At 68.2% G+C, this 14,689-nt stretch carries 15 protein-coding genes; 8 read left to right on the forward strand and 7 right to left on the reverse strand.

Annotation, left to right across the window (positions count from 1 at the left end; all coding sequences use genetic code 11):
* Window positions 1-145 precede the first annotated feature (145 nt).
* The 6 genes from ACIPRS_RS08090 (at window position 146) to ACIPRS_RS08115 (ending at window position 7,152) form a co-directional block, all read left to right on the forward strand.
* Window positions 146-2,005 (forward strand): assimilatory sulfite reductase (NADPH) flavoprotein subunit, encoded by a 1,860-nt coding sequence (locus ACIPRS_RS08090; protein ID WP_446538178.1) that lies wholly within the window; start codon window positions 146-148, stop codon window positions 2,003-2,005.
* A gap of 84 nt (window positions 2,006-2,089) precedes the next feature.
* The gene (gene cysI / locus ACIPRS_RS08095) at window positions 2,090-3,793 is read left to right on the forward strand and encodes an assimilatory sulfite reductase (NADPH) hemoprotein subunit (protein WP_446538179.1); all 1,704 of its coding nucleotides are present in this window, start codon (window positions 2,090-2,092) and stop codon (window positions 3,791-3,793) included.
* A complete protein-coding gene (locus ACIPRS_RS08100; RefSeq protein WP_446538180.1) occupies window positions 3,790-4,503 on the forward strand; it encodes a phosphoadenylyl-sulfate reductase in 714 nt (237 codons plus the stop codon). Before cysI ends, ACIPRS_RS08100 begins: the two co-directional genes overlap by 4 nt.
* 140 nt (window positions 4,504-4,643) lie before the next feature.
* Window positions 4,644-5,906: a histidine kinase gene (locus tag ACIPRS_RS08105; RefSeq protein ID WP_337731555.1), complete on the forward strand. Its 1,263-nt coding sequence runs from the start codon at window positions 4,644-4,646 to the stop codon at window positions 5,904-5,906.
* Window positions 5,903-6,673 (forward strand): LytR/AlgR family response regulator transcription factor, encoded by a 771-nt coding sequence (locus tag ACIPRS_RS08110; RefSeq protein ID WP_277727251.1) that lies wholly within the window; start codon window positions 5,903-5,905, stop codon window positions 6,671-6,673. The genes ACIPRS_RS08105 and ACIPRS_RS08110 overlap by 4 nt, the downstream gene beginning before the upstream one ends.
* Window positions 6,674-6,786: 113 nt before the next feature.
* Entirely contained in the window at window positions 6,787-7,152 is a 366-nt protein-coding gene (locus tag ACIPRS_RS08115; RefSeq protein WP_446538181.1) for a hypothetical protein, read from the forward strand.
* 19 nt (window positions 7,153-7,171) lie between these two features.
* On the opposite strand, the gene ACIPRS_RS08120 is transcribed toward ACIPRS_RS08115, so the two are convergent.
* The 3 genes from ACIPRS_RS08120 to ACIPRS_RS08130 all read right to left on the reverse strand — a co-directional run bounded on the left by ACIPRS_RS08120 (window position 7,172) and on the right by ACIPRS_RS08130 (window position 8,983).
* On the reverse strand, window positions 7,172-7,555 hold the full coding sequence (locus ACIPRS_RS08120) for a ribosomal maturation YjgA family protein (RefSeq protein ID WP_446538182.1): 384 nt from the start codon (window positions 7,553-7,555) through the stop codon (window positions 7,172-7,174).
* A 16-nt stretch (window positions 7,556-7,571) separates the two neighbouring features.
* Window positions 7,572-7,919, reverse strand: a complete 348-nt coding sequence (locus ACIPRS_RS08125) for a hypothetical protein (RefSeq protein ID WP_337731558.1) — start codon at window positions 7,917-7,919, stop codon at window positions 7,572-7,574.
* A gap of 80 nt (window positions 7,920-7,999) precedes the next feature.
* Window positions 8,000-8,983, reverse strand: a complete 984-nt coding sequence (locus ACIPRS_RS08130) for a LysR family transcriptional regulator (protein ID WP_192202077.1) — start codon at window positions 8,981-8,983, stop codon at window positions 8,000-8,002.
* Between the two features lie 170 nt (window positions 8,984-9,153).
* On the opposite strand from ACIPRS_RS08130, the gene cysG reads away from it, so the two are divergent.
* Together cysG and cysK are read left to right on the forward strand one after the other, a co-directional pair.
* The gene (cysG, locus tag ACIPRS_RS08135; protein WP_446538183.1) at window positions 9,154-10,614 is read left to right on the forward strand and encodes a siroheme synthase CysG; all 1,461 of its coding nucleotides are present in this window, start codon (window positions 9,154-9,156) and stop codon (window positions 10,612-10,614) included.
* Between the two features lie 25 nt (window positions 10,615-10,639).
* Window positions 10,640-11,614 carry a cysteine synthase A gene (cysK, locus tag ACIPRS_RS08140; RefSeq protein ID WP_337731560.1) on the forward strand — a complete coding sequence of 325 codons (975 nt, stop codon included), beginning with the start codon at window positions 10,640-10,642 and terminating at the stop codon, window positions 11,612-11,614.
* A 4-nt stretch (window positions 11,615-11,618) separates the two neighbouring features.
* On the opposite strand, the gene ACIPRS_RS08145 is transcribed toward cysK, so the two are convergent.
* The 4 genes from ACIPRS_RS08145 to ACIPRS_RS08160 form a co-directional block, all read right to left on the reverse strand.
* Complete coding sequence (locus ACIPRS_RS08145) at window positions 11,619-12,083, reverse strand: DUF6265 family protein (RefSeq protein WP_446538184.1); 465 nt, start codon at window positions 12,081-12,083, stop codon at window positions 11,619-11,621.
* A 26-nt stretch (window positions 12,084-12,109) separates the two neighbouring features.
* Window positions 12,110-12,427: an NINE protein gene (locus ACIPRS_RS08150; RefSeq protein ID WP_192202081.1), complete on the reverse strand. Its 318-nt coding sequence runs from the start codon at window positions 12,425-12,427 to the stop codon at window positions 12,110-12,112.
* Between the two features lie 218 nt (window positions 12,428-12,645).
* Window positions 12,646-13,032, reverse strand: a complete 387-nt coding sequence (gene gloA2 / locus ACIPRS_RS08155) for an SMU1112c/YaeR family gloxylase I-like metalloprotein (RefSeq protein WP_446538185.1) — start codon at window positions 13,030-13,032, stop codon at window positions 12,646-12,648.
* Between the two features lie 42 nt (window positions 13,033-13,074).
* A complete protein-coding gene (locus ACIPRS_RS08160) occupies window positions 13,075-14,628 on the reverse strand; it encodes an MDR family MFS transporter (protein WP_446538186.1) in 1,554 nt (517 codons plus the stop codon).
* Between the last annotated feature and the right edge of the window lie 61 nt (window positions 14,629-14,689).

The raw sequence follows: 14,689 nt of genomic DNA on the forward strand, positions 1-14,689 counted from the left end.
GGTCCGGAGGCCGGGAAGTATTCGGCTCGCGCCTCATGCCGGCGAAATAAGCTCAGGCCATAAGCCCATAACCATGCGTCCTTTCAACGCGTGGCGTCGCCTTCCTAACATCGGTCGTCCCAGTCGCGCCCACGGGCCATACCGAATGTCCGCCACCCAGCCTGTTCCTGCCCCCATCCCCCTCGCGGAGGAACGGCGGGCGCTGCTGGCCGAGGCGGTCGCTGGCCTGGATGGCGCCAGCCTGTGGTGGATCTCGGGGTACACGGCCGGCTTGGCCCAGGCGCAACTCGCGCCGGCTGCCCACGCCGCCCCCCAACCTCTGGCCGTCGTGCCGGCCGCCGGCCCGCAGGCCGGCCAGCGCCTGACCATCGTCTACGGCAGCCAGACCGGCAATGCCCGCCGCACCGCGGAAGCGCTGGCGCAGCAGGCCGAAGCCGCCGGATTGTCGGTTCGCCTGCTGCGGGCCGATGCCTACCCGCAGCGCGAGCTCGCCAGCGAGCGCCTGCTGTACATCGTCATCAGCACCCAGGGCGAAGGCGACCCGCCGGACGACAGCATCGGCCTGGTGGAATTCCTGCGCGGCAAGCGCGCGCCGAAGCTGCCCGAACTGAAGTACGCCGTCCTCGGACTGGGCGATTCCAGTTATGCCGACTTCTGCGGCATCGCCACGCGCCTGGACGCGCGCCTGGCCGAACTGGGCGGCAGCCGCCTGTTCGCTGCCGGTCTGGCGGATCTCGACATCGATACCGTCGCCGCCCCGTGGCGCGAACAGGCGCTGGGACATGCGCGCGAGCTGCTGAAGGCACCCGCCGTCACCTCGCTCGCATCCGTCACCCCGCTGCGCCCGGGCCATGCGGCCGCGTGGTCGCACGAGCACCCGTTCCCCGCCGAGCTGCTGCTCAACCAGCGCATCAGCGGTCGCGACTTCAAGGGACCGCGCTTCGGCCAGCACGGCGTTGCCGACAAGGACGTGCGCCATATCGAACTGTCGCTGGAAGGCAGCGGCCTGCACTATGAACCCGGCGACGCGCTGGGCGTGCGCCACCGCAATCCCGCTGCGCTGGTCGATGGCGTGATCGAGGCGCTGCAGCTGGACGGCGAGAGCGCCGTCAGCGAAGGCGGCGATACCCTGCCGCTGCGCGAATGGCTCGCGGCGCGCCGCGAACTGACCCGCGTGTCGCGTCCGTTCCTGGCCACGCATGCCGCACACGCGCAGGCGGAAGAACTCAACACCCTGCTCGGCCCGGCGAACGCACCGGCGCTGGCGCAGTTGTTCGGCACCCACCAGATCATCGACGTGCTGCGTCGCTGGCCCGCCGACTGGTCCGCGCAGGAACTGGTCGCCGCATTGCGCCCGCTGGCGCCACGCCTGTACTCCATCGCCTCCAGCCGCAAGCGCGTGGGCGAAGAAGCCCACCTGACCGTCGACGTGCTGGGTTACGACGCCTTCGGCCATGCACATGGCGGTGCGGCCAGCGGCTTTCTCGCCGCACGCGGGGAAGGCGACCAGGTACCGGTCTACATCGAGGCCAACGAACGCTTCCGCGTGCCCGCCGATGGCAGCCGCGACATCCTGATGATCGGCCCCGGCACCGGCGTGGCGCCGTTCCGCGGGTTCGTGCAGGAGCGCGCCGAGACCGGCGCGCGCGGCCGCAACTGGCTGTTCTTCGGCGCCCAGCATTTCAACCACGGCTTCTTCTACCAGAGCGAGTGGCAGGACGCGCTGCGCAGCGGCGAACTGCACCGGCTGGACCTGGCCTTCTCGCGCGACCAGGCACGCAAGGTGTACGTGCAGGACCGCCTGCGCGAACGCGGCCGCGAGGTCTACGACTGGCTGCAGAACGGCGCGCACCTGTACGTGTGCGGTGCCATCGGCATGGGCAAGGACGTGCATGCGGCGCTGCAGTCCATCGTCGCCGAGCATGGCGGGCTTGATGAGGAGGCCGCCCGCGAGTACCTGGTGCAGCTGCAGACGGAGGGGCGCTACGGGCGCGACGTGTACTGACGACCCCGCTTTTGTAGGAGCGACGTAAGTCGCGACCTGCAACCTTCCGGTCGCGACTTACGTCGCTCCTACAGTGGAACACCGATGAGCAACCACTCCGTCGAAGACATCAAATCCGAGAGCAACCGCCTGCGCGGCAGCCTGCTCGAGAGCCTGGCCGATCCGGTCACCGGCGCGCTGCGCGAGTCGGACCAGACCCTGATCAAGTACCACGGCAGTTACCAGCAGGACGATCGCGACCTGCGCGACGAGCGCCGCCGCCAAAAGCTCGAACCCGCGTTCCAGTTCATGATCCGTACGCGCACGCCCGGCGGTGTGGTCACGCCGGAGCAGTGGCTGAAGCTGGACGCCATCGCCACACAGTACGCCAACCATTCACTGCGCATCACCACGCGCCAGGCCTTCCAGTTCCACGGCGTCATCAAGCGCGAACTGAAGGCGACGATGCAGGCCATCAACGCCGCACTGATCGACACGCTGGCGGCCTGCGGCGACGTCAACCGCAACGTGCTGGTCGCCGCCAATCCGCTGGAGTCGCGCGCGCACGCCGAGGTGCAGGCCTGGGCGGCAAAGCTGTCCGAACACCTGCTGCCCAACACCCGTGCCTACTACGAGATCTGGCTGGACGAGGAGCAAGTGGCCGGCAGCGGCGAGGAAGAAGAGCCCATCTACGGCGCCACCTATCTGCCGCGCAAGTTCAAGATCGGCTTCGCGGTGCCGCCGGTCAACGACGTGGATGTGTTCGCGAACGACCTCGGTTTCATCGCCATCCTCGAAGACGGCGCCCTGGCCGGTTTCAACGTGGTGATCGGCGGTGGCATGGGCGCGACCCATGGCGATGCGGAGACCTATCCGCGCATCGGCAACGTGGTCGGCTTCATCACGCCCGACCAGCTGCTCGAGGTCGCCACGGCCGTCGTCACCACCCAGCGCGACCTCGGCAACCGCGAGCTGCGCAAGCGTGCGCGCTTCAAGTACACCATCGACGACCATGGCTTGGAGAAGGTGGTCGGCGAAATCGAACGCCGCAGCGGCGCGGCCCTGCAGCCCGTGCGTGCCTTCCGCTTCGACCACAACGGCGACCGCTACGGCTGGGTCGAGGGCGAAGACGGCCGCTGGCACCTGACCCTGCACCTGTATGCCGGCCGGATCGCCGACGCCGGGACCACGACGCATCTCACCGGCCTGCGCGAGATCGCCAACGTACACCGTGGCGAGTTCCGCATGACCGCGAACCAGAACCTCGTCATCGCCGGCGTGCCGGCGGGCGAACGCGAGCGCATCGACGCGCTGGTGAAGACGCACGGTCTGGATGCCGGTGAACGCCTGGGCACCGCCCTGCAGCGCGCGGCGGTGGCCTGCGTGGCGCTGCCCACCTGCGGCCTGGCGATGGCCGAGGCCGAACGCTACCTGCCCGGGTTCACCGACCGGCTGCAGCCCCTGCTCGACAAGCACGGCCTGCGCGAGGCGCCGATCGTGCTGCGCATCTCCGGTTGCCCGAATGGCTGCTCGCGTCCCTACCTGGCCGAGATCGCGCTGGTCGGCAAGGCGCCGGGGCGCTACAACCTGATGCTCGGCGGCGACGCCCGTGGCCAGCGGCTCAACACGCTGCACCGCGAGAACATCGACGAGGCCGCCATCCTCGACACGCTCGACGGCCTGTTCGCGCGCTACGCCGGCGAACGCGACGACGGCGAAGGCTTCGGCGACTTCCTCCACCGCAGCGGCGTGGTCGCCCTGCCCGCCTACCCCACCCACCGACAGATCGCACTGGAACTGCACGCATGAGCGCCCTCGCCCTTTCCCTGGACACGGACCAGATCGCCGAGCACAACGCGTGGCTGGAGACGCAGACCGCCGAGCAGCGCATCGCGTGGGCGCTGGAGCATGGCCCGGCGGAAGCGGCGATGTCGTCGAGCTTCGGTGCGCAGGCGGCCGTGCTGTTGCATATGGTCACGCAGCAGAAGGCCGACATCCCGGTGGTGCTGATCGACACCGGCTACCTGTTCCCCGAGACCTATCGCTTCGCCGACGAACTGACCGAACGCCTGCAGCTCAACCTGCAGGTGTTCCGCCCGCTGGTCAGCCGCGCATGGATGGAAGCGCGCCATGGCCGCCTGTGGGAACAGGGCCTGGTCGGCATCGAGCAGTACAACAGCCTGCGCAAGGTCGAACCGATGAAGCGCGCCCTGAAGGAACTGGGCGTGGGCACCTGGTTCACCGGCCTGCGCCGCAGCCAGGCCACCAGCCGGGCCAACGCACCGGTGCTGCAACAACGCGAGGACCGCTGGAAGCTCAACCCCATCGTCGACTGGACCGACCGCGACGTCTGGCAGTACATGAAGCAGCATGGCCTGCCGTACCACCCGTTGTGGGAGCAGGGCTACGTGTCGATCGGCGACTTCCACACCACGCGCCGCTGGGAGCCCGGCATGCGCGAGGAAGACACCCGCTTCAACGGCCTCAAGCGCGAGTGCGGCATCCACATCGACGTCTGATGGCAGCCCCGCCGGCCTGAGGCATTCGCGTCGGGCCAGCCCGGTTTCGTCGCCGCATCGCGGGGTCCGTCGCGCACCCTCTTCCCTCCCGGGACGGGCGGGCTATCCTCCACGGCACTCCCGAAGCCGCGGTGTCCCACGTGTTCCCAAGCCTGCTCCTGATCGTCCGCATCCTCGTCGCCTGGTTCGGCGCAGTGCTCATGGCGGGCTTCATCTGGAACGGCATCTTCGAACGGACCATGCTGTCGGGTGCGGCCGAATGGCTCTTCAACCTCGCCTCGACCCTGGTGATGCTGTCGGTGCTGATCGGCCTGATCAGCCATCTGCGCCGGATCTGGCTGATCACGGGACGGCTGGACAGCACCACACTGTCGAGCCGCCAGCGCCGGCAGATCGAAGTGCCGCTGGATACGGCCGCCGCCTTCGCCCTGATCGAAGGCGCGCTGCGCGAACTGCCGCGCGCGGAGGAGGCGGAGAGCGCCCCCGACAGTCTGCAGGTACGGGTCAAGGTGCGTCGGGTGGACAGTTTCGACGGTCCCAGCCAGCCCTCACGCTTCAACATCATGGCCCGCTTCGCGGTGAAGCGTGACCTGGTGCAGGCCACCGTCACCCCCGGCAATGGCACCAGCAGCATCACCCTGATGCTGGGCCCGGATGCCAGCGCCTGGCTCGACCTGTTCGTGCTGGACGACGGCGTGAACGTGGAGAACGCTGAAGCCGTCACCCGCGCCATCACCCGCCGCGTCGCCGACCAGCGCCGGCAGGAACAGGCCGACGTCGAGAAGACCGTCAGCGAGAAGGAACTGACCGTGGCGCGCCTGAACCTGCTCAACGCGCAGGTGGAACCGCACTTCCTCTACAACACGCTCGCGAGCGCGCAGGTGCTGACCCGCACCGATCCACCGCGTGCCGACATCATGCTCGGCCACCTGATCCACTACCTGCGCAGCTCGCTGCCGCGCACCGACGAGGCGCTGTCCACCTTGGGCGAGGAACTGGAGCGCACCCAGGCCTACCTGGAGATCCTGAAGATCCGCATGGGCACCCGCCTCAACGTGCAGGTCGAAGTACCGGACGCACTGAAGCCGGTGCCTATGCCGTCGATGATGCTGCAGACGCTGGTGGAGAACGCCATCAAACACGGCCTGGAGCCCAAGACCGGCGGCGGCACCATCTGGATCCTCGCCCGCAAGCACGACGACCACGCCACGCTCACCGTCGCCGACGACGGCCAGGGCTTCGGTGGCCAGAGCACCGGCACCGGCATCGGCCTGAAGAACCTGCGTGAACGCTTGCGCCTGACCTTCGGCAGCGAGGCTTCGTTCGCCATCGTGTCCAATTTCCCCAGCGGCGTAGCCGCCACGCTGACGCTGCCGCTGACCGGCAAGGCAGGTGCCGCATGAACTTCCGGGGCGTGATCGCCGAAGACGAGGAGCTGCTGCGCACCGCGCTGTCCTCGCTGTTGAAGGAAGCCTGGCCGCAGCTGGACATCGTGGCCGAGTGCGAGGATGGCGCCAGCGCGCTGGAATCCATCGCCGAGTTGCAGCCCGACGTGGCGTTCCTCGATATCCGCATGCCCGGCCTGACCGGCATCGAGGTCGCTCGCGGCCTGGCCGATGCGAGTCCACGCACGCAGGTGGTATTCGTCACCGCCTACGACCAGTACGCCATCGATGCGTTCGAGCAGGGCGCCATCGACTACCTGCTCAAGCCGATCACGCGCGAGCGGTTGCTGGCCACCGTGCAGCGCATCCAGGCACGCGCCGCGGCGGGCCATCCCGACGGCGCAACGCTGGAAGCGCTTCTGCGCCACCTGTCGGCACGAGAAGTAACGTCGTCGAAGCCGCCGCTGGTGTGGATCACCGCCAGCGCGGGCAAGGACACCCGGCTGATCATGGTGGACGACGTGGCCTACTTCCAGGCCGACAACAAGTACACCACCGTGATGACCGCCGAAGGCGAATCGCTGCTGCGCACCCCACTGCGCGAGCTGCTCGATTCGCTGGATGCCAACACCTTCAAACAGATCCACCGCTCCACCATCGTCAACATGAAGGCCGTCGCCTCGGTCAGCCGCGATGACGCAGGCCGTGGCCGGCTGAAGTTGAAGACGCGTCCGGAAACCCTGACCGTCAGCCAGCCCTTCATGAGCCTGTTCCGCAACATGTAGTCGCCGTTCTAAACCCGGCCGCTCCGCGCGGCATCCAACGTGGCATCACCGGCACGGCGCGCCTGCGTCGTGGATGGCTTGCCTTTGCCCATCGAAACACCAGAGGAAACGCCATGCGCATCGTCACGTCCCTGCTGTCCTGCCTGATGGCCCTGGCAGGATGCAACGAGAAGCCCAGCGTCACCACCATCCACCACAGCAGCGCCAACGGCGTGGACACGCTCTTCAGCAAGACCACGGTGCGGGAGGGCGTGGCGAGGTTCGAGTGCTTCGCCAGCGAGAGCGGCCAGTGCCATTACCTCGTTTACACCGAACACTGCCCTGCGCCCGCACCGGGCAAAAACCCTGCGCCCTGCACGCGCACGACGCTGGAGAACTTCGCGCTGGCGCCCGGCAAGACCCATGAGATACGCGGACTGCCCACCCGCTACCGGGAATGCGTGGCGCAACAGCAGGTCGGGGAGAGTTGCCCCTCGTAGACGGGAACCCATGTGCGCCTCATGCCGCCCGGGCGCCGAGATGACGGCGCTCCAGCAGGAGCGCCAGCAGGAAGCCGATCAGGTAGGCCAACACGTCCAGCGCATCCGGCGTGCTGCCCAGCACGACGCGCAGCACGGGTGAGGACACCTGCCAGCCCGTCTGCTGGCTGACGTACTGCGCGGCCTCGATCGCGAGCCCCACGGCGAGCGCCAGCAAAGGCCGCACCGGCGGACGCATCCAGGCGACGGTGGCAAGCAGGCAATGCACCCAGACCACTGCGAGCACGTCGCCCACGAAGCCCCTTGTCCAGCCGAGCCCCGCGCCGACGGTCGCCAGCAACACGAGCAATACCAGCAATGCCAGCGCCCAGGCGGCGGAGACCGCGTCGAACCGCCACCTCATGCGTGCGCGCCGCCCGTCAGCCGCCAGCGCAATGCGCGCCCTCCAGCGACTTGCCACCACAGGCCAGGCACTTGCGGTACTTCTGTCGCTGCCGGTTGTAGCGCACGCGCGACATCATGCCGCCGCAGGCGCAGCGCAGCTCGCGGCCCCGTGCCCAGCGGTACAGCCGCCAACTGGAATGCAGCGCCCACGCGGTGCCCAACAGGATGGCGAGCAGGAACGACAACGACGCCAGTCGTTGCGGTGGAATACCCACCAGCACGCGCTCGGTGCGGGTGACGGCTTCGGCCGTCGCCAGCCCGCCGAGGGTGATGACGACCGCCGGCACGTACATGCGCAGCACCATCTTCGATATGCGGTTCATCGCGGTATCCGACCGTGTCGACGAGACTTCAGGCTCGCGCAGGTCGGGGGATGCCGTCAATCACGTGATCGGGGGACGATTCAACTGGTGATCGTCTGGGTGAGCGCTGCCCACGTTGGGGGCTCGGGCCAATCCGGATCCTGGTTGCCGTCGATCACCCGGCGCAGGTCGCGGCGGTCGATCTGCGGTGCCAGCGCGCGCACCAGGTCCAACGCGTAATCGCGCAGCACGCGCTCACGCGGCAGCACCGCCCACGTGATGCATTCCTTGACCTCCGCCGGTGCCGGCCATGCTCGCAGATCGGTGTCGGTGGCATTCACCGCCATCTCGGCCAGCAGACCCACGCCGAGGCCGGCGCGGACGTAGGTCTTGATCAGGTCGGCATCGAGCGCGGTCAGGGCGATGTTCGGCTCCAGCCCCACCTTGGCGAACGCGCGTTGCAGCGATGACCCCGGCCGGGTGGAGGATTCGTAGCTGATGAGGGGCTGCCCGGCGAGATCGGCCATCCCCGGCACGCGACCGAGCTCTTCCAGCGCGTGGCCGCGTGGCACCAGCACCAGCCGGCGCCAGCGGTACAGCGGCACGGCGATGCCCGCCTGTGGCTGATCGCCGGCGGTACTGACCACGGCCATGTCGGCATCGCCCTGGGTCAGCAGGTCCAGCGCCTGGCTTTCCGGCGCCTGCTGCAGATGCACGCTCACCTGCGGGAAATCCCGCTTGATCTGCGCGATGGCTGGCGGCAACACGAAGCGCGCCTGCGTATGCGTGGTCACCAGCACCAGCTGGCCCTGGCTCTCGCGGCGCTGGTTGGCGGCGTAGGTGCGGATGTTGTTGGCCTCGGCCAGCACCAGCCGCGCGCGCTCGATCACTTCGTTGCCGGCAGGCGTCACGGCTTCCAGGCTCCTGCCCTTGCGCACGAACAGCAGGAAGCCCAGCTCGTCTTCCAGTTGCTTGAGCTGCTTGGACAGGCCGGGCTGGGTGGCATGCACCCGCGCCGCCGCCAGCGTGATGTTCAGGTCGGCATCGGCGATGGCCACCAGATAGCGAAGTTGGGTCAGCGTCATCGGCGTGGGGCGCGCATCGGCCCACCGGAAGGGGGCCTTGGACTGTAGAGGATTTGTCCGGACCGTAGCCGGCCGGCCTTATAACCGCAGGATATATGGTTCTCGTGGGATGTCATTTCCGACCGCCATGAGGCGGCAGTACGGTCAGCAACCCAGCCGCCATCCTCTCCATGCCCGTGAGTGCTCCGTTGTTCCCCCTGTTCGCCGACCTGCAAGGCCGCCGGGTACTCGTCGTGGGTGGCGGCCCGGTCGCGGAAAGGAAGACAGCCGCGCTGCTGCATGCCGGCGCCCGTCCGCGCGTCGGCGCGCCGGAGCTCACGCCGAAGCTGCGCACGTGGCACGAGGAAGGACGCATCGACTGGATTGCCGGGCGTTTCGATGCCCACTGGCTGTCGGGGGCATGGCTGGTGGTCGCGGCGACCGACGATGCGTCGGTCAACCGCGCGGTCGCCGCCGCCGCCGAAGCGCGCCACGTGTTCGCCAATGTCGTGGACGATGGCGAACTCTCCAGTTTCCAGGTGCCCGCCATCGTCGAACGCGGCCCGCTGCAGATCGCCATCTCCAGCGGCGGCGGCGCACCGATGCTGGCCCGCCACCTGCGTCGCCAGCTCGAAACCCTGCTGGATGATTCCTGGGCCTCGCTGGCCGACCTGTTCACCCGGCAGCGCCTGCGCATCCGCCAGCGCTTCCCGCAGCCTGGCGAACGCCGCCGCTTCTTCGAGAAGCTGCTGGCGGGCCCCTTGCCCCGCCTGTTCCGCCAGCAGTTGCACGCGCAGGCCGAACAGCATTTCCAGGCCATGCTGGATGAGCGCGCCGCTACCACGCACGCCGGTTCCGTCGCGGTGGTTGGCGCCGGCCCCGGCGATGCCGGCCTGCTGACGCTCAACGCCTTGCGCGCCATGAACGAGGCCGACGTCATCCTGCACGACCGCCTGGTCAGCGACGACGTGCTGCGCCTCGGCCGCCGCGATGCGGCCTACATTGAAGTAGGCAAGTCGGCCACTGGCCACAGCACCCGCCAGGAGGAGATCCATGCGCTGATGCTGGAGCACGCGCGCGCCGGCAAGCGCGTGGTGCGGTTGAAAGGCGGCGATCCGTTCGTGTTCGGCCGGGGCGGCGAAGAGCTGGAATTCCTGCGCGCGCACGACATTCCCTATGAGGTGGTGCCCGGCATCACCGCCGCCGTCGCGTGCGCCGCGTACGCCGGCATCCCGCTGACCCATCGCGACCACGCGCAGTCGGTGAAGCTGGTGACGGCGCACTGCAAGGAGTCGTTCGACACGCTGGACTGGCAGGCGCTGGCGCAGGAGCGGCAGACACTCGCGGTCTACATGGGCGTGGCGGGGCTCGAAGGCCTGCGCGACCGGTTGGTGCAGCACGGCCGAGCAGCGTCCACGCCCTTCGCTCTGATCGAAAACGGCACGCGCCGCGAGCAACGCGTGCTGAATGGCACCCTGGCCGATCTTCCGGAAACCGCGCGTTTCCATCAGGTACGTTCACCTGCCCTGCTGGTCCTCGGCGAGGTGGCCGCGCTGGCAGACGCGCTGCACTGGTTCGGCGCGCCGCCGCTCGGTGCAGGCGCGCCCACACATTCCCGCAACCTCCCGGCGCCCACACTGCAGGCCGCCTGATCCACCGCTTACCTACGGAGACCCCATGGCCGTTTACGACAGCATCCTCGACACCATCGGCCGCACCCCGGTCGTCAAGCTGCACCGCATCGCACCCGAGCACGTCACGCTCTACGCCAAGGTCGAATCGTTCAACCCGGGCGGGTCGGTGAAGGACCGCCTGGCGCTGGCGATCATCCTCGATGCGGAGGCCAAGGGACTGCTGAAACCCGGCGACACCATCGTCGAAGCGACCTCCGGCAACACCGGCGTCGCACTCGCCATGGTCGCCGCCGCGCGCGGCTACAAATTCGTGGCCACGATGGTCGAGACCTTCTCGATCGAGCGCCGCAAGCTGATGCGCGCGTACGGCGCCAAGGTGATCCTGACACCGGCCGCCGAGCGTGGCAGCGGCATGGTGCGCCGCGCCGAGGAACTGGCGAAGCAGCACGGCTGGTTCCTTGCCCGCCAATTCGCCAATCCCGCCAATCCCGCCTATCACCGGCAGACGACGGCGGCGGAAATCCTGCGCGATTTCGCCGGCCAGCGACTCGATCACTTCGTCACCGGCTGGGGTACCGGCGGCACGCTGACGGGCGTGGGCGAAGTGCTCAAGGTCGCGCGTCCGGAAGTGCGCATCACCGCCTCCGAACCGGCGGGCGCCTCGTTGTTGCAGGGCAAGGAATGGCAGCCGCACAAGATCCAGGGCTGGACCCCGGACTTCGTGCCGGACGTGCTGAACCGCGAGGTGGCCGACGAGATCCTGCCGGTCACCGACGTGGAGGCCATCGCCACCGCGCGCCGCCTTGCGGCCGAGGAAGGCATCTTCGTCGGCATCTCCGGCGGCGCCACGGTCGCTGCCGCGCTGCAGGTTGCGCAGAAGGCCAAGCCCGGCGACGTGCTGCTGGCGATGCTCCCGGACACTGGCGAGCGCTACTTCTCCACGCCGCTGTTCGAAGGCGTCAACGAGGGTTCGGACGACGACTGGCTGGCCTCGCTGGGCGACGCCGCGCTGCCGTGACGGATCAGCCGGACGGCGGCGCGTCGCATTCGCGCCGCCACGTCCATTCCAGCGCCTTGCCGTCATCGCGGCCGTCGTCGACGCGGGCATGCAGCGTGTCGACGTCCCGTCGCTGGTAGATCACGCGACGCGGAAAGTCGTGCGAAGGATTGGCGAACACGACGCGATCCTTCTCCACGCTGGCCGCCGGGAACGCGGTGACCGCGCCACCGCCCGGCTGCGCCAGCAACACCCAGCGCCCGTCCTGCTGCGCGATGCGCATGAACTCGAAGCCTGTCGCCTTGCCATCGCGCGAGTCACGCTGCATGCCGACCAGAAGGCCGCCGCGCGGCGCCATCCAGGTTTCCTCGCTGAATGTCTTGCCATGCTGGCCGCACCAGTGGCCCGCCAGCCACTCCAGTTCTCCGGCGTGTGCGCCGGAGGCGATCGCCAGCAGCAGGCCGGTCATGCACGGGACGGTTGGCTTCATGGCATTGCCCTCATCGACGTGACGCCTCAATACATCGGCTTGCCGTCGCTGTCGACGGTGACGGTACAGATCTCCACGATCGTCCAGATGTACATCGGCAGCCAGAGCAGCCAGCACGAGAGCACGCTGACCAGCAGCTGGATCAATCCCCTCTGGTTGTAGCCGGCATAGAAGTTATGCACCCCCGGCACGCCGATCAATCCCAGCAACGCACCGAACAGGATGAAATTGGTACGGCTTTTGCCCTGCGCCACGGCCTGCTGGAAGTATCCCGTCGCCACGCCACATTGCGGGCACGCGACGGCCTCGTCGACCAGCTGCTGGCCGCATTGTCTGCAGAACATCCGACATCCCCCGAGTGAACGGCACGCACGTTAGCAGGCCGACGCGGGCGAATCCACGTTTGTACGGGGTCCTGTAGGAGCGACGTGAATCGCGACCGTCTGTCGTCCGCCATATTGGCCTCTGGTCAAGCCGGGCGCGGCAAGATGATGCGCTGTCTGCGAGATCCCAACATGGATGGCGTGCGGTCGCGACTCACGTCGCTCCTGCAGTGAGCACCTCACTGCTCGTACAGCTCCAGCGGCAGGTCGTCCGGATCGGCGAAGAAGGTGAAGCGACGACCCGTGTACTCGTCCACGCGGACCGGCTCGCATTCCACGCCATGCGCGTAAAGATGGGCGACGGCAGCATCAAGGTCCGCGACGCGCAGCGCCAAGTGGCGCAGTCCGCACGCCTCCGGTCGCGACACACGCGGCGGCGGCGAGGGAAAGGAGAACAGCTCGACCTGCGCGCCATCGGGCAGCGCGAGGTCGAGCTTCCAGGAATCGCGTTCTGCGCGATAGTGCTCCGCAACCACGCGCAGTCCGAGCACGTCGGTATAGAAGCGCTTCGAGCGCGCGTAGTCGGACGCGATGATCGCGACGTGGTGCAGGCCTTCGATCTTCATGCGGGCAGTGTAAACGCAGGCATCGCTACCGCTCTCCGGCACTCAATGCGCCGCAGCGGCATCCGCACCGGCACCCCCCGACGGCGCCTTGCCGCCGCGCATCAGCAGCACCAGCGGCATCGACACCAGGGTGAGCAGCATCATCAGCTTGAAGTCGTTGAGATAGCCGATGGCCGCTGCCTGCCGGTTGACCTCGGCATTGAGCATCGCCAGACCGGTGGCCGTGGACGGATCCATCGCCGCAGGCAGCAGCGTGGTCTCTGCGCCAAACGCGGGAATGCGCGCGCCGATCTCGGCGTGGTTCACCTGCATCGCGCGCGACAGCATCGTCATCACCACCGAGATGCCGACCGACGAGCCGATGTTGCGCACCAGGCTGAAAAGGCCCGCAGCTTCGGTGCGCTGGTGCGGCTCCAGCGTGGCGTAGGCGACGGTGGAGATGGGCACGAATACCAGACCCAGCCCCATGCCCTGCACCACGCCCAGCCAGACGATGGAGTGCATCGACGCGTTCGGCCCGAACTGCGTCATGCCATGCAGCGAAACGACCATCAGCGCCATGCCGACCAGGATCGGCCAGCGCGCATCGATGCGGCCCAGCAGGCGGCCGACGACCATCATGCTGAACATCGTGCCCACGCCGCGCGGCGCCAGCACCAGGCCGATGGTCAGCACCGGATAGTTCATCAGCGTGCTCAGGTACGGTGGCAACAGCGCCAGCGTGGCGAACAGCACGATGCCGACGACGAAGATCAGCGCGCAGCCGACCGCGAAATTCGCATTCTTCAACAGGCCAAGATCGAGCAGCGCGTGGTCGCGCTTGCGCCACCACCACAGGCCGTACATGTACAGCGCGAGGAAGGCGAGCGCGGCTTCGATCTGGATCTCGACACTGCCGAACCAGTCCTCGCTCTGCCCGCGATCGAGGAACAGCTGCAGCGCGCCAATGCCCAGCGCCAGCAGGCCCAGCCCGATGCCGTCGAGCTTGCGCTCCTGCACCGCGTCCTTCTTGACGCTGGCCATGATGCCGACCAGCGCCAGGATGCCGATCGGCAGATTGATCAGGAACACCCAGTGCCAGCTGTAGTTCTGGGTCAGAAAACCACCCAGCGGCGGCCCCAGGATGGGCCCGACCATGATGCCCATGCCCCACATCGCCATCGCGGCGCCGTGTTTTTCCTTCGGGAAGGCATCCAGCAGCAGCGACTGCGAAATCGGCACCAGCGAGGCGCCGAACACGCCCTGCAGGATGCGGAACATCACCATCTCGCCGATGCCGCTGGCGATGCCGCACAGCAGCGAGGCGACGGTGAAGCCGCTGACCGCGATGATCAGCAGGCGGCGGCGCCCCAGTCGGCCCGCCAGCCAACCGGTCACCGGGGTCAGGATGGCGGCGGCGACGATGTAGCTGGTCAGCACCCACGACACCTGGTCCTGGGTGGCCGACAGCGAGCCCTGCATGTCGGGCAGCGCGACGTTGGCGATCGTGGTGTCCAGCGCCTGCATCAGCGTGGCCAGCATCACCGAGCCGACCAGCAGCGTGCGCTTGCCGGTGTCGTCGTGCGTGGCTGCAAGGGGGACGGCAGTCGTGCTCATGGAAAAATCCGGAGGGGATCGACGCACGCGGTGCGCGACGATCCAGAGGTCACCCGGGGCG

The organism is Pseudoxanthomonas sp. LARHCG66 (assembly GCF_052871755.1).